The 22614-nt window shown below is 61.8% G+C and carries 22 protein-coding genes; 1 reads left to right on the top strand and 21 read right to left on the bottom strand.

Annotated features, from left to right (window positions below; all coding sequences use genetic code 11):
* Positions 1-85: 85 nt before the first annotated feature.
* The 17 genes from recN to ftsW all read right to left on the bottom strand — a co-directional run bounded on the left by recN (position 86) and on the right by ftsW (position 15265).
* Positions 86-1735, bottom strand: coding sequence for a DNA repair protein RecN (recN, locus tag SJY21_RS16025; protein ID WP_377512981.1), 1650 nt, complete (start codon positions 1733-1735; stop codon positions 86-88).
* A gap of 29 nt (positions 1736-1764) precedes the next feature.
* The gene (locus SJY21_RS16020; RefSeq protein WP_377512979.1) at positions 1765-2619 is read right to left on the bottom strand and encodes an outer membrane protein assembly factor BamD; all 855 of its coding nucleotides are present in this window, start codon (positions 2617-2619) and stop codon (positions 1765-1767) included.
* 104 nt (positions 2620-2723) lie between these two features.
* A complete protein-coding gene (gene lpxC, locus SJY21_RS16015; RefSeq protein WP_377512977.1) occupies positions 2724-3644 on the bottom strand; it encodes a UDP-3-O-acyl-N-acetylglucosamine deacetylase in 921 nt (306 codons plus the stop codon).
* Between the two features lie 193 nt (positions 3645-3837).
* Positions 3838-5406 (bottom strand): cell division protein FtsZ, encoded by a 1569-nt coding sequence (gene ftsZ / locus SJY21_RS16010; protein ID WP_377512975.1) that lies wholly within the window; start codon positions 5404-5406, stop codon positions 3838-3840.
* Positions 5407-5578: 172 nt separating this feature from the next.
* The gene (gene ftsA, locus SJY21_RS16005) at positions 5579-6913 is read right to left on the bottom strand and encodes a cell division protein FtsA (protein ID WP_377512973.1); all 1335 of its coding nucleotides are present in this window, start codon (positions 6911-6913) and stop codon (positions 5579-5581) included.
* Positions 6914-6920: 7 nt separating this feature from the next.
* Complete coding sequence (locus SJY21_RS16000; protein WP_377512971.1) at positions 6921-7790, bottom strand: cell division protein FtsQ/DivIB; 870 nt, start codon at positions 7788-7790, stop codon at positions 6921-6923.
* Positions 7778-8692 (bottom strand): D-alanine--D-alanine ligase, encoded by a 915-nt coding sequence (locus tag SJY21_RS15995; protein ID WP_377512969.1) that lies wholly within the window; start codon positions 8690-8692, stop codon positions 7778-7780. Before SJY21_RS15995 ends, SJY21_RS16000 begins: the two co-directional genes overlap by 13 nt.
* Positions 8693-8790: 98 nt before the next feature.
* Positions 8791-9723, bottom strand: coding sequence for a UDP-N-acetylmuramate dehydrogenase (murB, locus tag SJY21_RS15990; protein ID WP_377512967.1), 933 nt, complete (start codon positions 9721-9723; stop codon positions 8791-8793).
* A complete protein-coding gene (locus SJY21_RS15985; protein WP_377512965.1) occupies positions 9713-10006 on the bottom strand; it encodes a hypothetical protein in 294 nt (97 codons plus the stop codon). Before SJY21_RS15985 ends, murB begins: the two co-directional genes overlap by 11 nt.
* A gap of 9 nt (positions 10007-10015) precedes the next feature.
* Positions 10016-10327, bottom strand: coding sequence for a hypothetical protein (locus tag SJY21_RS15980; protein ID WP_377512963.1), 312 nt, complete (start codon positions 10325-10327; stop codon positions 10016-10018).
* Positions 10327-10587, bottom strand: a complete 261-nt coding sequence (locus SJY21_RS15975) for a DUF2484 family protein (RefSeq protein ID WP_377512961.1) — start codon at positions 10585-10587, stop codon at positions 10327-10329. Before SJY21_RS15975 ends, SJY21_RS15980 begins: the two co-directional genes overlap by 1 nt.
* Complete coding sequence (locus SJY21_RS15970; protein WP_377512959.1) at positions 10584-10838, bottom strand: DUF2484 family protein; 255 nt, start codon at positions 10836-10838, stop codon at positions 10584-10586. The genes SJY21_RS15975 and SJY21_RS15970 overlap by 4 nt, the downstream gene beginning before the upstream one ends.
* Positions 10835-11062, bottom strand: coding sequence for a hypothetical protein (locus SJY21_RS15965; RefSeq protein WP_377512957.1), 228 nt, complete (start codon positions 11060-11062; stop codon positions 10835-10837). Before SJY21_RS15965 ends, SJY21_RS15970 begins: the two co-directional genes overlap by 4 nt.
* Positions 11059-11502, bottom strand: a complete 444-nt coding sequence (locus SJY21_RS15960) for a hypothetical protein (protein ID WP_377512955.1) — start codon at positions 11500-11502, stop codon at positions 11059-11061. Before SJY21_RS15960 ends, SJY21_RS15965 begins: the two co-directional genes overlap by 4 nt.
* On the bottom strand, positions 11499-12893 hold the full coding sequence (gene murC / locus SJY21_RS15955) for a UDP-N-acetylmuramate--L-alanine ligase (RefSeq protein ID WP_377512953.1): 1395 nt from the start codon (positions 12891-12893) through the stop codon (positions 11499-11501). The genes SJY21_RS15960 and murC overlap by 4 nt, the downstream gene beginning before the upstream one ends.
* Positions 12890-14017, bottom strand: coding sequence for an undecaprenyldiphospho-muramoylpentapeptide beta-N-acetylglucosaminyltransferase (gene murG, locus SJY21_RS15950; protein ID WP_377513274.1), 1128 nt, complete (start codon positions 14015-14017; stop codon positions 12890-12892). Before murG ends, murC begins: the two co-directional genes overlap by 4 nt.
* Positions 14018-14098: 81 nt before the next feature.
* Positions 14099-15265, bottom strand: coding sequence for a putative lipid II flippase FtsW (ftsW, locus tag SJY21_RS15945; protein WP_377513272.1), 1167 nt, complete (start codon positions 15263-15265; stop codon positions 14099-14101).
* Between the two features lie 162 nt (positions 15266-15427).
* Here ftsW and SJY21_RS15940 point away from each other — a divergent pair, with 162 nt between their 5' ends.
* Entirely contained in the window at positions 15428-16621 is a 1194-nt protein-coding gene (locus tag SJY21_RS15940) for an NAD(P)/FAD-dependent oxidoreductase (protein WP_377512951.1), read from the top strand.
* A gap of 290 nt (positions 16622-16911) precedes the next feature.
* Here SJY21_RS15940 and murD read toward each other — a convergent pair whose 3' ends face one another.
* From murD to SJY21_RS15920, 4 genes are all read right to left on the bottom strand, one after another.
* Positions 16912-18315 carry a UDP-N-acetylmuramoyl-L-alanine--D-glutamate ligase gene (gene murD / locus SJY21_RS15935; protein ID WP_377512949.1) on the bottom strand — a complete coding sequence of 468 codons (1404 nt, stop codon included), beginning with the start codon at positions 18313-18315 and terminating at the stop codon, positions 16912-16914.
* A gap of 266 nt (positions 18316-18581) precedes the next feature.
* Positions 18582-19664: a phospho-N-acetylmuramoyl-pentapeptide-transferase gene (gene mraY / locus SJY21_RS15930; protein WP_377512947.1), complete on the bottom strand. Its 1083-nt coding sequence runs from the start codon at positions 19662-19664 to the stop codon at positions 18582-18584.
* Positions 19665-19668: 4 nt separating this feature from the next.
* Positions 19669-21108: a UDP-N-acetylmuramoyl-tripeptide--D-alanyl-D-alanine ligase gene (murF, locus tag SJY21_RS15925; protein ID WP_377512945.1), complete on the bottom strand. Its 1440-nt coding sequence runs from the start codon at positions 21106-21108 to the stop codon at positions 19669-19671.
* A complete protein-coding gene (locus tag SJY21_RS15920; protein ID WP_377512943.1) occupies positions 21108-22607 on the bottom strand; it encodes a UDP-N-acetylmuramoyl-L-alanyl-D-glutamate--2,6-diaminopimelate ligase in 1500 nt (499 codons plus the stop codon). The genes murF and SJY21_RS15920 overlap by 1 nt, the downstream gene beginning before the upstream one ends.
* Between the last annotated feature and the right edge of the window lie 7 nt (positions 22608-22614).

The raw sequence follows: 22614 nt of genomic DNA, 5'->3' as shown, positions 1-22614 counted from the left end.
GGCCGTTGTTGTTTGCGGGCGATCGGGTCGCGCCGATCTGATCGCCGTTGGCTGCGATATTCCCGTCACCGTCTTGCAAGGTTTATCAGGCATCCATCAGGGCGCGGGCTGCCGCGCGGGCCTCGTCGGTGACGCGGTCGCCCGACAGCATGCGTGCGATTTCGTCGATCCGCGCATGGCCGTCGAGCGCCACGACAGTTGACAGCGTGACGCTGTCGTCCTGCTGCTTTTCAACGCGCCAGTGATGTCCGCCCAAGGCCGCGACCTGCGGTGAATGGGTCACCACAAGCACCTGCCCGCCCTGCGCCAGATCGGCCAAACGGCGCCCGACCGCATCGGCGGTGGCCCCGCCGACACCGCGATCAATCTCGTCGAAAATCAACGTGAGATCGCTGTCTTCCCCTGTCAGGCACACCTTGAGCGCAAGCAGGAACCGGCTAAGTTCGCCGCCCGAGGCGATTTTACCCAGTGGTCCGGCAGGCGCGCCAGGGTTGGTCGCCACGGTAAAGGATACTGCGTCGATACCGTCAGGCCCGGCGTCGGCACCTGTGATTTCCGTTGCGAAAACAGCGCGTTCCATCTTGAGGGGGGCAAGTTCGGCTGCCATGGCGCTGTCCAGACGGGTCGCGGCGGCGCGCCGTGCCGCACCCAGCTTTTGCGCCGCTTTGTCATACGCGGCCTGCGCATCTGCAACTGCCCGCGTCAGCGCCGCCAGATCAGCCGCGCCACTGTCCAATACCGTCAGACGCGCGCGCAGCCCGTCAGCAAAATCACCCAGATCGTCGGGCAGGACATCGTGCTTGCGCGCCAGGCCACGGATCGCGAACAGGCGTTCTTCGCACTCTTCCAACTCGTGCGGGTTAAAGGCAAGCGCGTCCAGACAGGCCTCGACCCCCTGTTGCGCCTCGTCCAGATCGAGCATCACGCGTTCCAACGCGGCCATCGGCGCATCCAGCTGCCCTTCGGCACGATCCGCCACACCGCCCAACCAGCGGGACGCGTCGGTGATCATCCCTTCGGCGCCCTGCAGGCCCAAAGCTTCGCGGGCGCGGGCGATGTCTTCGCGGATCTTCTCGGCCGCCTGCATCAGTCGGCGCGCCGCATCAAGTTTGGCTTCCTCGCCCGCTTCGGGGGCCAGTTGATCAAGTTCGGCGACCGCATGGCGCAGATAGTCTTCCTCGGCGCGGGCTTCGGCGATCCTGGCCTCGGCAGCGTGCAGCGCCTTTTGCGCAGTAGCCAGCGCGCGCCAAGCGCTGCGCGTTGCATCAACCAAGGGGCTGGCCGCGGCGAAATCATCCAGCAATTGCCGGTGGCCGCGCGGATTCAAAAGCCCGCGATCATCGTTCTGGCCATGCAGTTCGATCAAGGTATCGGACAAGGCGCGCAGCACCTCGCCACTGACACGCCGGTCATTGACCCACGCGGTCTTGCGCCCGTCCGTGGTGTTGATGCGGCGCAGGATCAGATCATCCTCGGCCGCGATCCCTGCATCTTGCAACACGTCATGGGCCGCGTGACCGGCTGGCAAATCGAACACCGCCGTCACTTCGCCCTGATCGGCACCGGCGCGCACCAGTTCGGCGCGCCCACGCCAACCCAGCACAAACCCCAATGAATCCAGCAAGATAGACTTGCCCGCGCCGGTTTCACCGGTCAGCACATTCAGACCCGGCTGGAACGCAAGGTCCAAGTGGTCGATGATCAGCATGTCCCTGATTTCAAGATGACGTAGCATGGTGCACCAAGGCCTTGGGGGTCATCCCGTCAAAGCCATTCGCCCCGCACCACCTGACGGTAGATCGCAGAAAGCCAGTTGTCGCCCATGTCACGCGCATCAAGGCCGCGACCGGTCAGCAAGGCATAGCTGTCCTGATACCATTCGGTGGACTGGTAGTTGTGGCCCAGAATGGCGCCTGCAGTCTGTGCTTCGTCGGTCAGACCCAAAGACAGATAGCTTTCGACCAGACGATGCAACGCCTCGGCGGTGTGACTGGTTGTCTGGAAATCCTCGACCACGATGCGGAAACGGTTGATCGCGGCGGCATAGTGGCCACGGCGCAGATAGTAGCGCCCGATTTCCATTTCCTTGGCGGCCAGATGGTCAAAGGCCAGATCGAACTTCAGGATCGAGGAGCGCGCGTATTCACTGTCGGGATAACGTTCGATGACAACGCGCAAGGCTTGCAGCGCCTGAAAGGTCAGACCCTGATCACGGCCCACTTCGTCGATCTGATCGTAATAGGACAGGGCCAGCAAATACTGCGCATATGCGGCATCCTCGTCGACCGGATAGAAGTCGATATAACGCTGCGCGGCGGCGCGGCTGTTGGGATAGTCGCGGTCACGATGATAGGCAAATGCCTGCATGATCAGCGCGCGTTTGGCCCATTCGCTGTAGGGGTAAAGCCGTTCGATTTCGCTAAAGTAAAAGGCGGCATCATCGGCCTGCCCGCGTTCCAGTTCATATTCGCCGCGCTGAAAGATTTCTTCGGCCGAGTAGCTGTCGAGCGCGTCCGGCGTGCGCGTGTCAAGGCCGCCGCATGCCGCCGTCAATGACATGGCAAGCGCGGCTGCGGCCAAGAGGGCCCGCGATTTTGACGAACTGCTGCGACCTGACATCAAGACGCCCCCGAATAGTATCCTGTGAGGGTCAAAGCCCTCCTCTTGCCTTTTGGTCTAGCATAGAAAAATCGGGGGCAAAATGCCTTTTGCGCATCCCTGCGTCAGGCCACGGCGTAAAGATCGGCGCGGCTGACGCCAACACCGGGCAAACGCGCCGCACTTGCGGCATCCACTGTCACCCAACGCCAGGCATCAGGTGTGTCAAACAGCGCGCGCAGCAACCGGTTTGTCATCGCATGACCTGCGCGCACACCGGTATAGCGCCCCAAGATCGGCGCACCTGCGGTATAAAGATCGCCCAATGCGTCCAGCATCTTGTGGCGCACGGCTTCGTCCTTGTGGCGCAAACCACCTGGGCTGAGAACAGCGTCCCCATCCACGACCACGGCGTTTTCATAGGTGCCGCCAAGCGCCAGCCCGTTGGCATGCATCGCGTCCACATCTGCCTTGCGGCAGAAGGTGCGACTGTCGCAAAGTTCACGCACAAAGGTGCCGTTGGCCATGTTCAGTGCCTTGGCCTGATGCCCGATGGCCGCATCTTCAAAATCAATGGCAAAGTCGATTTGCAAGCTGGTCGCGGGATCAAGACGCGCGATGCTGTCATCGCGCTTGACCTCGATCGGAGCCAGAATTTCGATGGCACGCAGCGGGCTGGACTGCGCCAGAACGCCCGCATCGACAAAGGCGCGCACAAAGGCGGCGGCGCTGCCGTCCATGATTGGCACTTCGGCACTGTCGATATCAATGCGCGCATTGGTGATACCGCAACCGGCAAGCGCGGCCATGACGTGTTCGATGGTTGAAACCACCACACCGTCACTGTTTTCGATCCGCGTGTTCAGCGGCGAGACAATCACATGATGCCACAACGCGGGAATTACGGGGTTGCGCCCCAAAACATCCGTGCGGCAAAACACAATGCCCGTGCTGGCCAGCGCGGGGCGCACGACCATGGTCACAGGGCGGCCGGAATGAAGACCGACGCCTTGAAACGTGACTGCTGATTTCAACGTTGACTGCACAGAGTCGCCCCTCAGGTTTTGGTTGACCATCAGGTAAGGTGTGGCGCGCCGATCCTCAACTCACAGTTTGCAACGTTCTGAAACATCCCTGTAACAGACGCGCGGATTGCCGCTTTCGCGCCGACAACCCTTTGATTGCAAACAAAAAGGGCCGCATTGCTGCGGCCCCTCCATTGTCAAATTGTGACGTGTTTTAGTTGGCCTGACGGCGCAGGAAGGCAGGAATTTCGATCCGCTCCTGTTCCGGGTCGGCGGCTGGCTCTTCGCGCAGGGCAGTGACTTGCGGCTGCGGGCGGGCCTCGGCCTGCTGTTCAGCGGCATGGCCGGTCATGCGGTTGATCAGCGAGTTGATCCCGAAACGCGGCTTTTCCTCGGCAGCGGCGGGGGCCGCGGCGGGCGCTTGCTCGCGCGGGGCCTGACGCTGTTCTGCGGCGGCTTTCAGGCGGGCCATCGCATCGGGTGACGGCGTGCCTGCTGCAGGTGCGCGCGGCGCAACAAAGGCTTCCGGCTCGGCCTCGAACGCGGGTTCGGGGCGTGGCTGATAGGCAGGTTCGGGCAGGCCGTCATCGGCAGCAACCTCGTCCTGCGCTGGCTCGAAGATGTCCTCGGCTTGTTCGGCGGCGGTGTATTGTTCGTCGTCAAACAGGTCCTGGGAAGGTGCCTGAGCGGCAACCTCTTCGGTGCGGGCAGCGACTGGTTCCGCTTCGGGTGCTGCGACTGGTTCTTCAGCTGCGACATGCTGCGCCAAAGGCTGCGCCATGGACCGGCGCGGCACCGGCATCGCGGACTGGCTGGTCACGGCGTCGATGCCTGTGGCCACGACCGAAACGCGCATCCGGCCTTCCATGCTGGTATCCAAGGTCGAACCGACGATGATATTGGCATCGGGATCTACCTTTTCGCGAATCTTGTTGGCGGCCTCGTCCAGTTCGAACAGCGTCAGATCGTAACCACCGGTGATGTTGATCAGCACGCCGCGCGCGCCTTCGAGGCTGATTTCGTCCAGAAGCGGGTTGGCGATTGCCTTTTCGGCGGCTTGCACGGCGCGGTCCTGACCATCGGCTTCGCCTGTTCCCATCATCGCCTTGCCCATTTCGTCCATCACGGCGCGAACATCGGCGAAATCAAGGTTGATCAGGCCGGGGCGGACCATCAGATCGGTCACACCCTTGACGCCCTGATACAGAACGTCATCGGCCAAAGCGAAAGCTTCGGTGAATGTGGTGTTTTCCGTCGCCATCCGGAACAGGTTCTGGTTGGGAATGATGATCAGCGTATCAACGACCTTTTGCAGGGCTTCGATGCCCTCGTCGGCCTGCTTCATGCGCTTGCCGCCTTCGAACTGGAACGGCTTGGTGACAACACCGACGGTCAGCACACCCAGTTCGCGCGCGGCCTGCGCGATGATCGGCGCGGCACCTGTGCCGGTGCCCCCGCCCATGCCTGCGGTGATGAAACACATGTGTGCGCCGGCCAGATGATCAACGATCTGTTCGATGCTTTCCTCGGCGGCGGCGGCACCGACAGTGGCGCGTGCACCCGCGCCCAGACCTTCGGTGACTTTGACGCCCATCTGGATTTTCGCATCCGAGCGAGACTGCTGAAGCGCCTGTGCGTCCGTGTTGGCGACGACAAATTCAACACCCTCAAGCTCTTGCTCGATCATGTTGTTCACCGCGTTGCCACCTGCACCGCCAACACCGAACACGGTGATGCGGGGCTTCAATTCTTCCTGTCCGGGCATGGAAAGGTTCAATGTCATTGCTCTGTCCGCCTGTTTTTGGCCCGTCCCATCGGGCAAATTCGCCTATATTTGTCCGATCCTAACGGGATAGGGCCGGATCGTCACGGAAAAAACACGAAAGAACCGCAAAATGTGGCCCCTTTAACGACTTTTCCCGCCGGATTTCGGGCAATCGGCAATATCTTGCGTATCACCAGTTGTCCTTAAACCATTTTACCGCCCGTTTTAGCGAACGCGCGGGGTATTTTTCGGCCGGGATTTCAAAATCCCACCATTCGTCTTGTGGATTTGCCGCGAAAAGCGACAGCCCCACCGCACTTGCAAATGCCGGGCCGGTCGCGGCCTGTGGCAATCCGTGCACACGCAGCGGGCGGCCAAGGCGCACCTGCTGGCCCAAAATCTTGGACGCCAATCCGTCCAGTCCGGGGATCTGGCTTGCGCCGCCTGTCAGCACGATCTGCTGGCTGGGCAGGTGTTCAAAACCCGCCGCATCCAGTCGCACGCGCACTTCTTCCAGAATTTCCTCGACGCGGGGACGCATGATGCCGATCAGTTCGGCGCGGCTGACGGTGCGGCGGTCATGTTCCCAATCGCCTGTGTCGCCGCCAATCTCGATCATCTCGCGGTCATCCATCCCCGTGGCGACAACGCCGCCATAAAATGTCTTGATCCGTTCGGCCGTGGCCGTGGGCACCTGAAGCCCCATGGAAATGTCGCTGGTCACATGGTCGCCGCCCATGCGCACCGCATCGGAATAGATCATGTGTTTCTTGATAAAGACGGAAATGCCGGTCGAGCCGCCACCCAGATCAATACAGGCCGCGCCAAGTTCCTGTTCGTCCTCGACCAGCGCGGAAATGCCCGACACATAGGCCGATGACGCAAGCCCCGCCAGCTCAAGATCGCACCGGTTGATACAGTAAAGAAGGTTCTGGATCGCCGAGGCTTCGACCGTCAGCAAATGCATGTCCGTTGACAGGCGCTGGCCGATCTGGCCGCGCGGGTCGCCCATGCCGGTGCGGTTATCCAGCGCGAAATTCACGGGCTGGGCATGCAGCACTTCGCGCCCATCGCCATAATCAGGGACATCGCAGGCCGCCAAGACGCGGCCGATATCACCCTCACTCACCAACCCACCGGCCAGATCAATCGCGCCGTCCAGCCCATAAGACCGTGGCCGCGCGCCCGACAGGCAGGCAATCACATGATCAACGCGCACGTTGGCCATTTTCTGCGCGGCCTGAAGCGCGGTGCGAATGGCGCGCTCGGTTTCCGACATCGCCTCGACCTCGCCAAAACGCACACCGCGCGAACGCGTCGTGGCGGCCCCGATCACACGAAACGACGACTGCCCCGCCATTGATCCCACACCATCGCTGTCGCGGAACCGTTCGGGCCCGTCAAAGCGCAGGACAAGGCAGGCGATTTTGGATGTGCCCACGTCCAGAATGGCGATGACACCGCGTTGCATGGCTGCTTGGCGCATGTTGCGCATGGCGCGCTGGCTTTGATACAGCTCTTTCATTACTACCCTATTCCCCATCGGTCATATTAATGGCGCGCATTGCTGCGACCGCCTGTTCATTCAAACGCACCGTTGGCCGGTCCGGATTGCGCATATCGACCACGACAACGTCCCGTTCCAGCATGTCCCGGGCCTGCGCCAGTGCGACGACCCGTTCAAAGGCGCTGACGGGATCATCGGTGGGCAACAGAATGCGCTGGTCGCGGTCCAGCACGATATCCCAGCGGCGTTCACCCATCCGCATCACCCCACGCATGCGCGGTGCCAACGGGCCAGCGGCACGGTAAAGCTGCAAGCCTTCGGCCAGTTGTTCGCGCGCACCGTCACCGGCAATCAGCGGCAGATCGGCGCGATCCGCACGGAAATGCAGCGGCCCGACGATATGCCCGTCCGCATCAATCAGGCGCAGCCCGTCCGACTGGCGCCAAACGGCCACCGGCACTCGCTGCACGATATCAACCTGCAAGATGCCGCCCGGACGCACCCGCAACGTGGCATCGGCCACGGCATTCAAGGCTTCGACGGTCTGGCGCATTTCCTCGAGGTCCAGATCAAACGACGAGATCGGGAATTCCACCGGCAGGACTTCGCGCACGTCACTGGCAAGTGCATCATCCGCGCCGTCCACGGCCATCATCTGCACCATGAATTCCGGGCGCTGCTGGATACTGTCAATGGTCTGCGCGTATTTATCGGCAATCATCGCGCGGTTGTCTTCGTGGATCACCCAGAAGCCAAGCGCGAACACCACCAGCCCCACAGGCAGCCCGACCTTGATCATGCGCCGGAACAGCGGCGTCAGCATCAGGCGCTGATAGCGATAGCCCCAGCGGGACGGGGCCGGATCACGGCGCAAGCCTGATTTCAGCGCGCGCATGAGGCATCCTCCACCATCCAGCGGCACATGTCGGGAAAGGATATTCCGACATGCGCGGCCTGTTCGGGGGACAGGGATGTTGGTGTCATCCCCGGTTGGGTATTGGTTTCAAGCAGGATCAACCCGTCCAAACCGCGGGTGTCGTCCCAGCGGAAGTCGGTGCGGCTGACACCGCGACACCCCAGTGCATCATGAGCGCGCAGGGCGTAATCCATGCAAGCGTCGAAAATGTCGCGCGGCAGATCGGCGGGCACCACGTGGCGCGACCCGCCCTCTTTATACTTGGCATCATAGTCATACCAACCGTCGGTCAGGATATCCGTCACGGTCAGCGCACGTTCGCCCATCACGGTGGTCGTCAGCTCGCGACCCGGCGCGTAGGTTTCAACCATGACCGTGTCGGGCATGGTGTCGTCCAGTTGCGGCGGGCCATTGGCCGCGTCATGCACCAGATAGATGCCAACGCTGGACCCTTCGTTATTGGGTTTCACCACATAGGGTGGCGGCATCACATGGCGCGCCCGCACATCGTCACGCGCCGCCAGAACGCTATCGACAACGGGCAAACCGGCAATCCGAAACGCGGCCTTGGACTTTTCCTTGTCCATCGCAAGGGCCGAGGCCAGCACACCGGAATGGGTATAGGGGATGCGCAGCCATTCAAGGATACCCTGCACGCAGCCGTCCTCGCCCCAGCGGCCATGCAGGGCGTTGAACACCACATCGGGCTTGATATCGCTCAGACGCGCAGAAAGATCGGGGCCTGCATCGACCTCGACCACGTCATATCCCGCTTTCACCAAGGCAGCCGCACATTCGCGACCTGAACTGAGAGACACCTCGCGTTCCGCGGAAGGGCCACCCATCAATACTACCACCTTGGGATTTGTCCTGCTCGACATTCCCACTTGCGCCTTCAATGCGAACCTTTTGCGGTTCGTCGTTGCTTTGCCCCTGCCTGGGCATGGCCATTTCGGCCGGAGTTTCCGTCTTTCGTGTCTTAGGTATCAGCGGCCGGTTCACCGACCCTCATAATTTCCCATTCTAACGTGATACCGCTTGAATCGTAAACCTTTTTTCGGACATCTTCGCCCAATCCTTCCAGATCGGCGGCAGTTGCGCCGCCCGCGTTGGTCAGGAAATTGGAATGCTTGGTGTTCATCACCGCCCCGCCGCGTGTCGCACCGCGCATCCCCGCGTCATCAATCACCTTCCAGGCCTTCAGATCGTGGGTGTCGTCAGCCCGTCCTGTGCTGCTGAATCCGGCCGGATTTCGGAACGTGCTGCCGGCCGTGCGGTCCTTGGTGGGTTGGGTTTCGTCGCGTTTGGCCAGCTGGTCCGCCATGCGCTGGTCCAGCGCGGCCGGATCGCCCTTTGGGGCGTTCAATACCGCACCAACAATCACCGCGCCATTGGGCAGGGTGGATTGGCGATAGGCAAGCGCCAGCGCATCGGCGGCCATTTCGGTGACTGTGCCGTCACGCAACACAACTGTGACGCTTTCCAAGACATCGGCCATATAGCTGCCATAGCAACCGGCATTCATCCGCACAGCGCCGCCAATCGTGCCGGGAATCGTGCGCAGGAATGTCAGGTCCAGCCCTTCGGTCGCCGCCTTGCGCGCCACGTGCGCATCAAGGGCCGCCGCCCCTGCCCGCACGCGCGTGCCATCAAATGCGATCCCGTTGAACCCGCGCCCCATGCGCACAACGACGGCCCGCACGCCCCCGTCCCGCACGATCAGGTTGCTGCCCACGCCCATGGGAAACACCGCAACGTCAGGATCAAGTGCAGCCAGAAACTGCGCCAGATCATCCACATCTGCGGGCTGGAACAGCCAATCGGCTGGCCCGCCCACACGCATCCACGTCAGATCAGCCAGCGGGCGGTTCGGTGTCAATGTTCCGCGAACGGGCGGGAGGTTACTGGTCATTAAATCGCTCAATCATTTTGCGTTGCCTGTGATAGCCGCCAATCACGCCACCGACCAACGCGCCAACCAAAGCAGGCGAGATCACAAACATCGCTATCAGCATTTGAACTAGACCCGCCCACTCACCCGTAGAGTTCATCGCAGAAACTCCGCAAATCGCGTAACCAATGACGGCGAGCGCAACAAAAATCCAGACAGTCTTGTAGCCGATCAACCGCCCTAGACCGTAAGCCGCAAGGCCCCCGAAAATGAAAACGGTGATGGGATAAACGACGGGATCCATGCTTTGCCCCTATTCAGTGCTGGCCGGTTCGGACTGCCGCGCGGCCTTGCGCGCCATTTCTTCCTTGTGAAAAGCGCCGATAACTGCGCCAAGGATGGCAGCGATTGCCGCAGGTGTCACGACGATCAGGGCGACGCCAATATATTCAATCGGTCCCCACATGCCGGGTGCATTATATCCGGCGACAAAGCAATAAAGATATCCCAACGCCGCCAGAACGACCCAAATCCAGACCGACCGATAGCCCGCTTTTTTGCCCAAGGCGTAGGCCGAGGGGCCAAGTCCAAGAATCAGCAGTACGGCAAGGCTGAAAATTTCCACTACACGCCCTCACCATCGTTGATCTGCCGCCGCATCCAGCGGCCCAGATAGATCACCGGCCAGCGCAGCACCGAGGCACCCGCCGCCAGCACCAAAAGCCCCAGAAGCGGCCCGTTTTCATAGGTTACATACCCTACCAACGGCACACCAATCGCGATCAGCACATAGGCGCGACGCCAGTGATTGTCGCGGCTTGGCACCATCGCCATCAGGTTAGCGACGATGAACCAGAGAAAGGCAAGGATCAGGGATATGCTCATTTCGGGATCTCCGGCCTTTGACCGCGTGCGCGGCGGAATAGGTAAATCAGCGGGTTGCGAAACATCGACCCGAAGGCGGCAAAGGCAATCGCGGAAATCCACCAGCCGTGCATCGCCCCCAACCAGACGATCAACACAGGTGCAGCGATCAGCAGCGCCATTCCGGGGATCATTTGCAAACGCATGGGCAAAAAGGCAACGACAGTCGCCGCCAGCACCCAGAAACACGACAGGATCACGACATTGCTCATAGGAACCCCCGCCGAAGCAGACGCCGGAATGGTCCGGCGAACCCAAGCCCCCCGCCCATCACGGCCAATGCGGCCACCCCTTCGGTCGGGTTGGTCTGCATATGGATGACCAACAGCACCGTGACGGCAATCGCAAAGGCAAACATCATCCGGCGCAGCAGTTTCGTCACGGCGATAAGCCCCGTTAAAACGACCGCCGCGGCGATGATATAGGCCCAGCTCATTCGTCACCTCGCAACGCAAAGTGACAGCCCGGTTCCCATTCGGAACCGCAGGTTTGCAAAGTGCCTTGGGGGTCGTCGGGGTGACGATAGAAGTTCCACACCCAGCCCGCAGTGGCGCTGTCTTTGGTCATGTAGCCATAGGCGGCAAAGGTGCTTTCCTGCCCCGCCATTTCCAGGTTTTCCGCTGTTAGGTCAACGGGATAGACGAAGACAAAGATGAAATCATGCGGATCGCCCGCCATCGCATCACCAAGGGCTGCGCGGATTGCATCGCCGACCTCGGCGTCCTGCATCGGCACGGTCGCTTGATAGGCTTGCACCAAAACACCTTCGTCGCCGCGCACCTCGCCCTGTTGGTCGAGCAGGATCAGCGGATCGGCCCAAACAGCCGTCGCAGACAGCGCAATTGCAAAGGAAAGTGCTTGCCCGCCTGCTTTCATTTCAGCTTCTCCGGCAAGGCATTGGCCCATGCGCTGATCGTGCCAGCGCCCAGACAGACGACCATGTCACCCGGTTTGGCGGTGTCGCGGACCAGTTGCGCCAGCGCGGCCTCGTCGGGCACAGCGCGGGCATCGCGGTGGCCTGCCTGGACCAGACCCTGCACCAGATCATCTCGGCTCGCGCCTGCGATCGGATCTTCGCCAGCGGCGTAAATGTCAGCGATACCAACGACATCGGCATCATTGAAACAGGTGCAGAAATCATCAAACAGGTTGTGCAGACGGCTATAGCGGTGCGGTTGGTGCACGGCGATCACGCGGCCTTCGCTTGATTGGCGCGCCGCCTTTAGCACGGCAGCAATTTCGGTCGGGTGGTGGCCATAGTCATCAATGATCGTCACGCCGCCAACTTCGCCCACTTTGGTAAAGCGCCGGTTTACCCCGCCAAAGGCCGCAAGTGCCGCGCGGATTTCATCCAGCTTCATGCCCAGATGGCGCGCCACTGCCACAGCCGACAGGGCGTTTGATACGTTGTGATCACCCGGCATGGGCAATGTGCAGCCTTCGATCACCTTGCCCTCGTTCTGCAGGACGATGTCGAAATGTGCGACGCCGCCCTTATAATGCAGGCCTTGGGCGCGCACATCGGCCTGCGCGTTGAACCCGTAAGTCACAACGCGGCGATCAGTGATCTTGGCGACCAGCGCCTGCACGTCATGATCATCGGTGCAGCACACGGCCAGCCCGTAGAACGGAATGTTGGACACGAAATCAAGGAAGCCGCGATGCAGGTTTTCCTCGGACCCCCAGTGTTCCATGTGTTCGGGGTCGATGTTGGTGACAATCGCGATTGTCGCAGGCAGGCGGTTGAAAGTGCCGTCAGATTCATCGGCCTCGACGACCATCCATTCGCCCTGCCCCATCCGTGCGTTGGACCCGTAGGCGTGGATGATGCCGCCGTTGATGACGGTCGGGTCGAAATGCCCCGCAACCATCAGTTCGGCCATCATCGTGGTGGTGGTGGTTTTGCCATGGGTGCCCGCCACGGCGATGTTGGATTTCAGGCGCATCAGTTCGGCCAGCATTTCCGCGCGGCGCACGACGGGCAGGCCGCGGCGGCGGGCCTCGTCGAGTTCCGGATTGCCGGGTTTGATCGCGCTCGAGATCACCACGACTTCGGCGTCAGCCAGATTTTCGGCGCGTTGGCCTTCGAAAATCAGCGCGCCATTTTCGGCCAGCCGGTCGGTGATTTTCGAGGTCTTGAGGTCGGACCCCTGCACCACATACCCGTGGTTAAGCAGCACTTCGGCGATACCGGACATGCCGATCCCGCCAATCCCGACAAAGTGGATCGGGCCAACATCAAGGGGGAGTTTGGTTGCTGCGTTCATGCCTCGTCTTTCGTCTGTTCTGTGTCGGGGGTGGCCGCTCCGGCCAGTTCATCAATCAGCGCCACAAGGCGGTTCGTGGCGTCAGGCACACCACAGGACAGGGCGGCGTTGGCCATCTTCATCGCCGTGTCGGGCTGGCCCAACACACTGGCGATCTGTGCACTTAGCGTGTCGACCTCAAGCTGGCTTTCGGGGGTCATGATCGCCGCGTCTGCCGCGACCAGCTGGCGGGCATTGGCGGTTTGGTGATCACCGGTCGCTGCGCCGTAGGGGACAAGGATCGCCGGGCGGCCGATGATGCTGATATCAGCCACGCTGGATGCCCCTGCGCGGCTGATCACCAATTGCGCATCGGCCATGCGGTTGGGCACATCGGTGAAAAAGGTTTCCACATCCGCAACGATGCATTCATCCGCATAATATGTGGCCACGCGCATCAGGTCTTCGTCGCGGGCCTGATGGGCGACACGGACGTTGCGGCGGATATCTTCGGGCAAGGCGCTGATCGCAGGCGGGACGATATCGGACAGGATACGCGCACCCTGCGAGCCGCCCATCACAAGGATCGACATCGGATAGTCACCGGGTGGGATATAGCCCGCACCTGCACGCTCCAACACGGCAGAACGCACGGGGTTCCCGGTGTGGATACCGGTCACGCCGTCAGGCAGCGCCGTTGGCCATGTACCGCACGCGACCTTGCTCACGCGCTTGGCAAACAGGCGGTTCACGCGGCCCAGCACACCGTTCTGTTCATGGATCATCACCGGCACGCGCATCACCCACGCGGCTGCGACAGCGGGAATGCTGGGATAGCCACCAAAGCCGACAACTACGGCGGGGCGGTCGCGGAACGTGCGCCAGGTCGCGGCCATGACCCCGCCCAGAATGCGCAACGGCACGGCAAGTTTGGCGGCGATACCACCACGGGCAAAGGTCGCGCTGCGCACCTGTTTGATCGCGACAGCGCTGGGGAATGCGCCGGTGTAGCGCGCGCCGCGCTTGTCGGTGGACAGGGTCACGCGCCAGCCTTTGGCCAGCATCGCCTCGGCCACGGCCTGAGCGGGGAACATGTGGCCACCGGTGCCGCCAGCGGCGATCACGATCAGAGGTGCGTCCGTCATGCCGTCACCGGCGCGTGGGTCACGACCCACGTTACTTTGTCCCGTAAGGTGGGTTTCAACCCACGCCCGCCTGAAAACATTCTACCGCCCCCGCCGCATCAAAATATCTCCGATTTCACCTTGGGGCCGTGTGCGCGTGAACGCCAGTAACATGCCCACGGCAATGCCCGATGCGATGACGGAACTGCCGCCATAGCTGACGAACGGCAGGGTCATCCCCTTGGCGGGCAGCAGGCGCACGGCCACGCCCATGTTGATCATCGCCTGCACCCCAAAAATGCAGGCAAGCCCGGTCCCGGCAAGGCGAATGAACGGATCACGTTCCTTCATCAGACGCATCAAGGATCGCACGACGATGGTCGCGTAAAGCAGGATGATCAGCAAAACACAGATCAGCCCGTATTCCTCGGCGGCGACGGCAATAATGAAATCCGTATGCGCATCAGGCAGCGACCATTTCACCTGCCCTTCGCCTACGCCAACGCCGAAAAAACCGCCCTCGCGAATGGCGTTGGTGGCGTATCCCAGCTGCGTTGTCGGGTCGAGGTCTGGTGACAGGAACCCGTCAATCCGGCGGGCAAAGTGTTCGGAATTGGAATAGAAAACCGTGCCTGCAAAGACCACCGTTCCGGCGATGATCAACAGCAACAGCATCGGCGCACCGGCGACAAAATACATCACGCCCCATGCGAACAAGACCAGCGCAGCTTGCCCGAAATCGGGCTGCATCGCAAGGAAGGCCACGATCACGATGGCCAGCACAAAGGAATAGGATTTGCCGGGTGGTCCGCCCAAATCCTGCGAGGCGGCCATGAACCATGCCGCGACGACCACAAAACCGGGTTTCAGAAACTCTGATGGCTGCACCGAAGCAAAACCAAGGCTATACCAGCGCACGGCCCCTTTGCCGAAATCAGTGCCAAGCACGGGCAGCAAGGCCAGCGCGACAAAGGTCGCCACGAACCCCAACACCGCCAAACGGCGCACAACCTGCGGCGACAACATCGAGGTAATGAACATCGCCGCCATCGCGACACCGCCAAAGAACGCCTGACGCTGCACGTAATAAAACGGCTCGAACCCGTTTTTCGATGCCAGCGGTGGCGAGGATGCCAGCCCCAGCAAAAGCCCGATCCCGAACAGGACCAGAATGCAGGACAGGGTCCAGCGATCAATCGTGCGCCACCAGCGCGGAAGAACAGGATCGCCTGCGCGAACGGGAACTGCCCCGAATACCATCTCGGTCATTTGAATACCGCCAACTTGCCTCAACATCGCCCGTTTGCCGGGTCTGATTGCAACCCTAACGGCAAATGCGCAGCGTTTCCAGTGAAATAAGGCGTAAGCTGCGTTGAAACGCAGGTTACTATGCCTCTTGCGCTAGGGGGCGTTCCAAGGCACCCCGTGGCAATGGAATGTGAAACGCTCATTATCGGTGCTGGCGCGGCGGGTATGATGGCTGCGGCCCACGCGGGGCGCGGAGTCGTGGTGATTGATCACGCCAAGGCCGCGGGCGAGAAGATCCGCATTTCCGGTGGCGGGCGCTGCAACTTTACCAACATGGGCTGCACGGCAGGCAATTTCCTGTCCCGCAACCCGCATTTCGCCAAATCCGCGCTGAAACGCTATACCCAATGGGATTTCCTTGATCTGGTCGCGCGCCACGGCATCCCGTGGCATGAAAAGACGTTGGGCCAATTGTTTTGCGACACCTCCGCCAAGGACATCATTGCCATGTTGCAGGCGGAAATGGCGGCGGCGGGGGCGCAGTTGCTGCTGCGCACCGCGCTGCTGGACCTGTGCAAGACTGATGATGGCTTTCGCGCCGTGATAAAGCAGGACGGCACGCTGCACACCCTGACCCCGCGCCATGTGATCGTCGCCTGCGGTGGCAAATCCATCCCCAAGATGGGCGCGACAGGCATGGCCTATGACATCGCGCGCCAATTCGGGCTGGCCGTGACGGACACGCGCGCGGCCCTTGTGCCGTTCACCTTTTCGGACAATCCGTTCGCACCACTGTCCGGCCTTGCCACGCCCGTGCGCGCGCAGGCGGATGGGCCGGGTTTCGACGAGGCAATGTTGTTCACCCATCGCGGGCTGTCCGGCCCGGCGATGTTGCAAATCTCCAGCTACTGGTCTGACGGCGCACCGATCCATATCAACCTGATCCCCGATGGGGCGCTGTTTGATGCCCTGCGCGACCAGCGGCAAATTGCGGGGCGCAAGGCGCTGAAAACCGTGCTGGCCCTGCAACTGCCCGCGCGACTGGTAGATTACCTTGCCCCCGCCCTGCCCCTTGAAGGCAATCTGGCAGATGCCAGCGACGCGCATCTGCGCGACCTTTGTGATCGCTTGGAAAACTGGGAACTGCGCCCCACCGGCACCGAAGGCTATCGCACCGCCGAAGTGACGCTTGGCGGGATCGATACCGACGGGCTGTCATCACAAACGATGGAGGCCAAGGCCGTGCCGGGCCTCTATTTCATTGGCGAAGCGGTAGATGTGACCGGTTGGCTGGGGGGCTATAATTTCCAATGGGCATGGTCGAGCGGCTGGGCGGCTGGGGTGGCGATTGCGAGCCGTGCAGGCAACCACACATAATCGTTTTGTGTTAACCCGCTTGCCCTGTCGGTGAATGACCGCTTTGAGCCCTAACGGGACATAGGCGCGCATGCGCCATGCCCGACCTCGGGAGGGGCTCGCGGTTTTGTAGTGGCCATAGTTTAAAAGTTAAACAAACGCTCCATGCACAGCAGAAGTTGCAATATGCCCTCCCGTGGGGGAGGTCGGGCATGGCGCATGCGCGCCGGTTGCGATTGTTGTTTACAGTCGCGCAAACACGGGAATGTCCACTTCGTCCGCAAAGCAGACGAAGTGCTGAATCGTCCGACCTACTCCCCCAGCGCCACCCGCACCTGCGCGATAAAATCATCGCCGCGCTTTTCAAAGCTGTCGTATTGATCGAAACTGGCGGCGGCGGGGGCCAGTAACACGGTGTCGCCGTCCTGCGCCTCGGCTACGGCACGGGTTACAGCGGTGGCCATGTCGGTGCAGACCTCGGCCTCGACACCGCGCAGTTGCACGGCAAACGCAGCCGCTTCGCGCCCGATTACATAGGCTTTGACGACTGACCCTGTGTGTGGCAACAGCCCGTCCAACCCGCCTTCCTTTTCCAGACCGCCGCAGATCCAGCGGATATTCCTGAACGCCTGCAAGGCCTTGGCGGCACTATCGACGTTTGTGGCCTTGCTGTCATTCACATAGGCCACGCCGCCCTGTTCGGCGATGCGCTGGCTGCGGTGGGGCAGACCGCCAAAGCTGTGCAGCGCGGCTTCGATCTGTTTTGGCCCCAGCCCCAGCGTGCGACAGGCGGCATAGGCGGCACAGGCGTTCTGGTGGTTATGTGCGCCGGGCAGGCCCGCGATGTCGCGCAGATCAATCGCCCCCACCTGACGACCCTTGCGCCATTCGGCCAGAAACCCTTTGCGGGCAAAGACATTCCAGCCACTGCCCGTCAGTTTTTGCCCCGATGACACACGGATCACCCGATCATCCCCCGTCCCTTCGGACAGTTGGTTGGCCAGATAGCCCCCTTCGGGTTCGTCCACGCCAATCACCGCGCGGTCCGGCCCGCCTTCGGCAAACAGGCGGCGTTTGGCGGCGAAATACCCGCCTGCCCCGGCGTGCCGGTCAAGGTGGTCAGGCGACAGGTTCGTGAACACGGCCACATCGGGCGTCAGCGCGCGCGCCAGATCGGTTTGATAGCTGGACAGTTCCAGCACGATCACCTCGCCGTCGTGGGCGGGGTCGATGTCCAGAACACCGCGCCCGATATTGCCGGCCAGTTGCGCGGGGCGGCCTGCTTCGGTCAGGATATGGTGGATCAGGGCCGAGGTGGTCGACTTGCCGTTGCTGCCGGTGATGGCGACGACCTGCGGTGTGCGTTCGAAATTGTCCCAGTCCTGTGTGGCAAAACTGCGGAAAAAGAGGCCGATATCGTTGTCCACCGGCACGCCCGCGGCCCATGCGGCTGCGATGGCGGGATGGGGGGCGGGGTAAAGATGGGGGATACCGGGGCTGGTGATCAGCGCGGCGACACCCTCCAGCGCGCCCTGTTTGGTCAGGTCCGTGACGGTGAAACCTTCGGTTTCGGCAAAGTCGCGCGCGGGCTGGCCATCGTCCCAGACGATGGGTGTCGCGCCCCCTGCGACCAGCGCGCGGGCTGTGGCCAGGCCGGACCGGCCAAGGCCCAGAACCGCAACCTTATGGCCCGCATACCCCTGCACTGGAATCATGTGAAACGCCCCTTGATGTTGGCGGGCAGAGTGCCGTTCTTGGGCAAGCGGCGCAAGGTGAGACGTAGGTTCAAATGGTTGCCCGCACGGAATCAAGGCGCAGCCGCCGTGCATCGACAGGCCGCCCCGCCGGGCTGGCGATGCACGGCGCGCGGTGTGCGTGTGGCGATTGCCTACCGAACACCTATGGCTTGATTCCGGTCTGATCGCGTGGGTCAAGTCCCACCTTACGGTGTCTTTGTAACGTGGGTTTCAACCCACGCCCCCTAACGCACTTTCAGCGTCGCCAGACCGATCATTGCGAGGATCAGCGCGATAATCCAGAAACGGATCACGATCTGCGGCTCGGCCCAGCCCTTTTTCTCGTAGTGATGATGGATCGGGGCCATCAGGAACACGCGTTTGCCGGTGCGTTTGAAGTAGAGGACCTGAATGATCACCGACAGGGCCTCGACCACGAACAGCCCGCCAACGATGGCCAGAACGATTTCGTGCTTGGACGCCACGGCGATGGCGCCCAGCGCCCCGCCAAGGGCCAGTGATCCGGTGTCGCCCATGAACACGGCGGCAGGGGGCGCATTATACCACAAAAACCCAAGTCCCCCACCGATCAGACCGGCGGTAAAGATCAGCAATTCACCGGTGCCGGGCACATAGTGCAGACCCAGATCTTCGGTGAAATCGACACGTCCGACCACATAGGCGATCACGCCCAATGTCGCGGCGGCGATCATCACCGGCATGATCGCAAGCCCGTCAAGCCCGTCCGTCAGGTTTACGGCATTGGCCGCGCCAACGATCACAATGATCGAAAACGGAACGAACAGGATGCCAAGGTTCAACAGCAAATCCTTGAACACCGGAAAGGCCAGCTGGTTGGTCAACTCGCCCGGATGGTATTGCGCGGCCCAATACCCCGCGACACCGGCAATCACGAAACCCAGCAAAAGCCGCACCTTGCTGGACACACCTGCGGTCGTTTGCTTGGACACCTTGGCGTAGTCATCCGCAAAACCGATCAGGGCGAACGACATGGTCACGAAAAGCACCATCCACACGAACGGATTGTCCCAGCGTGCCCAAAGAAGGGTCGCGGTCAGCAAGGCCCCGACGATCAACAACCCGCCCATGGTGGGCGTGCCTGCCTTGACGAAATGGCCTTCGGGGCCGTCATCGCGGATCGGCTGGCCCTTGCCCTGGCGGCGGCGCAACACGTTGATCAGGGGCGGGCCAAACATGAACCCGAACAGCAGGGCCGTGATAAAGGCTCCGCCCGCGCGAAAGGTGATATAGTTAAAGAGGTTAAAGAAATCGCCCCCGTCAGACAGGGCGGTTAACCAATATAGCATCTACTCAGACCTCTTTTTCATTACGGGGTTTGCGATGCCCCAGTTTGCGGATGGCGTCAACGACAAGGCTGATCTTGCTTCCCTTTGATCCCTTCACGAGGACAACATCGCCCGCATCTACCAACCCCTTGGCCATCTCGGCCAGTTCGGCCGCCGTTTCGCACCAGCGTCCGCGCCGATCATCGGGTAATGCATCAAAAAGGTGGCGCATCCGTGGACCCGCACAGTGGATCAGATCGACCTGTTCAAGCGACGCATCGTTAGCCAAGGCAGCGTGCATCGCCATTTCGTCCGGCCCCAGTTCCAGCATGTCACCAAGCACGGCAATCCGCCGCCCCTTGATGATTTGCCCAACGTTATCAACGGGAACCGAGGCAGCGAGGACTTCAAGCGCCGCCGCCAATGACGTTGGATTGGCGTTAAAGGCGTCATCAATCAGCGCGAGCGTGTCATCCGTGCTGGCCGGATCAAGCGTGACAGTTTCAAGCGTGCCGCGCCCGGCGGGGGGGGCCCATGTGGCGATGTCCATCGCGGCGGCGACCGGATCAGCGCCCAAGGCTTCGGCCACGGCCAGAACACCCAGCCCGTTCATCGCGAAATGGCGGCCCGCGGTTGTCAGCTTGAACAGGATCGCGTCGCCATGCGCCTCTGCCTGCACAACGGTGCTGCCCGCCGCAAGACGGACGTGTTTCAGATGCCAGTCGGGGGCCATTTGCCCGAACCGGATAACCTTGGCCCCGCGCTTGGCCGCGTAATTGAGCAAGACCGGCGCTGTGTCGATATCGACGTTCAGCACGGCAATGCCATCGGCGGTCAGCCCGTCCATGATTGCGGCTTTTTCGCGTGCGATCCCTTCGATGTTGTCAAACGCTTCAAGATGCGCGGCGGCCACGGTGGTGATCATCGCCACATGCGGGCGGGTCATCCGCGCAAGCGGGGATATTTCGCCCGGATTGCTCATCCCGATTTCAATCACCGCAAATTGCGTGTCCTGTGGCATGCGCGCCAAGGTCAGCGGCACGCCCCAGTGATTGTTGTAACTTGCCTCGGCCGCGTGGGTTTTCCCCTGTCGTTCCAAAACGATACGCAGCATTTCCTTGGTCGATGTCTTGCCAACCGATCCGGTGATCGCGGCAATCCGTGCATGGGCGCGTGCGCGCGCCGCGCGCCCCAAAGCCTCGAGCGCCTTGAGCACATCAGGCACGATCAGCAGTGGCGCGTCTTCGGCAACGCCATTGGGGCGGTGGGTCACAAGGGCGGCGGCGGCACCTTTTTCCAGTGCCATGGCGACAAAATCATGGCCGTCGCGCAGGTCCTTCAATGCCACAAACAGATCACCCGCCTGAATGGTGCGCGTGTCGATCGAGACGCCATCTGCCTGCCAGTCACGGGTCAGTTTGCCGCCCGTGGCCGCGACGGCCTCGCTGGATGTCCAAAGCGCCATCAGATCCTCCCGTCAAGGGCAGCCACGGCCACGCTTGCCTGTTCGGCGTCATCAAATGGCAAGACATCATCACCGACGACCTGCCCGCTTTCGTGGCCCTTGCCTGCGATCAACAACGCGTCACCCGGTTGCAGGGCGTCGACACCGCGCAAGATTGCTTCGGCGCGATCACCCACTTCGATGCCGTCAGGGCACCCCAGCATGACCGCCGCGCGGATCGTGGCAGGATCTTCGGAACGTGGATTGTCATCGGTGACAAAAACCAGATCGGCATTTTCAGCCGCCGCCTGTCCCATCAGCGGGCGTTTGGTGGCATCACGGTCGCCGCCCGCGCCAACGATGGCAATCAGTCGGCCCATCACATGCGGGCGCATGGCCTGCAAGGCGGTGGATATGGCATCGGGTGTATGGGCGTAATCGACGAACACCGATGCGCCATTGTCGCGGGTTGCGGCCAGTTGCATGCGCCCGCGCACGGTTGTCAGGTGCGGCAGGGTGTCGAACACATCCGCCGGATCACCGCCAGCGGCGATCACCAAACCGGCGGCCAGCAGCACATTGTCAGCCTGAAAATCCCCGATCAGGTTCAGGCGGGTCGTAAACGTGCGGCCCTGCCAGTCAAAGCGCAACTCCTGCCCCGTTGCATCCATGCGCTGGCCCAACAGGCGCAGGCGGGCGTCGGGTGAGCGGCCCACGCCGATCACCTCTTGCCCGCGTTCTTCGGCGATCTGCGCCACAAGTGGGCCCTTGGGATCGTCAAGATTGATCACGGCCACGCCGTCATCAGGCAGAACGCGGGTGAAAAGGCCCATCTTGGCGTCAAAATAGGCCTCGAAGGTGTGGTGATAATCAAGGTGGTCCTGGGTGAAATTGGTAAAACCGGCAGCGGCCAGCAACACCCCGTCAAGGCGGCGCTGTTCAAGCCCGTGGCTTGAGGCCTCCATGGCCACATGGGTCACGCCCGCGCCCATGGCCTGCGCCATGACACGGTGCAGGGTGATCGGTTCGGGGGTGGTGTGTTTCAGCGGATGGGTCCACGCGCCCTCGACGCCCGTAGTGCCAAGGTTGACGGCGTGCAGCCCCATTTCCACCCAGATCTGACGGGCGAATGTGCTGACGGATGTCTTGCCGTTGGTGCCCGTGACGGCGATCACCGTGTCGGGGTGCGGACCAAACCACAGGGATGCGGTTTGCGCCAGGGCCTGCCGCGGGTCCTGGGCGACGATCAGGGCGGCGTCACTTGCGGCCAGTTCAGCGGCGGCAATTTCGGCGCCCTGCGCATCCGTCAGGATTGCACCAGCGCCCATTTGCAGCGCGAACTTGATAAATTCACCTCCGTGGACACGCGCACCGGGCAAGGCTGCGAACAACACGCCCTCGCGCACCTCACGGCTGTCAACGGTCAGGCCGGTGATTTGTGCCTCGCGCCCGGCGCGCGCAGTCAGGCCCAGCGCGGCCAGCGATGATGTTTTCTGATCTGGATCCGCGCGATTGCCCATGTGTTCC

The sequence above is a fragment of the Octadecabacter sp. R77987 genome, assembly GCF_042466115.1.
GTDB lineage: Bacteria > Pseudomonadota > Alphaproteobacteria > Rhodobacterales > Rhodobacteraceae > SW4.
The sequence above is the reverse complement of the archived record's forward strand: the minus strand, read 5'-3'. Positions and strand labels throughout refer to the sequence as shown.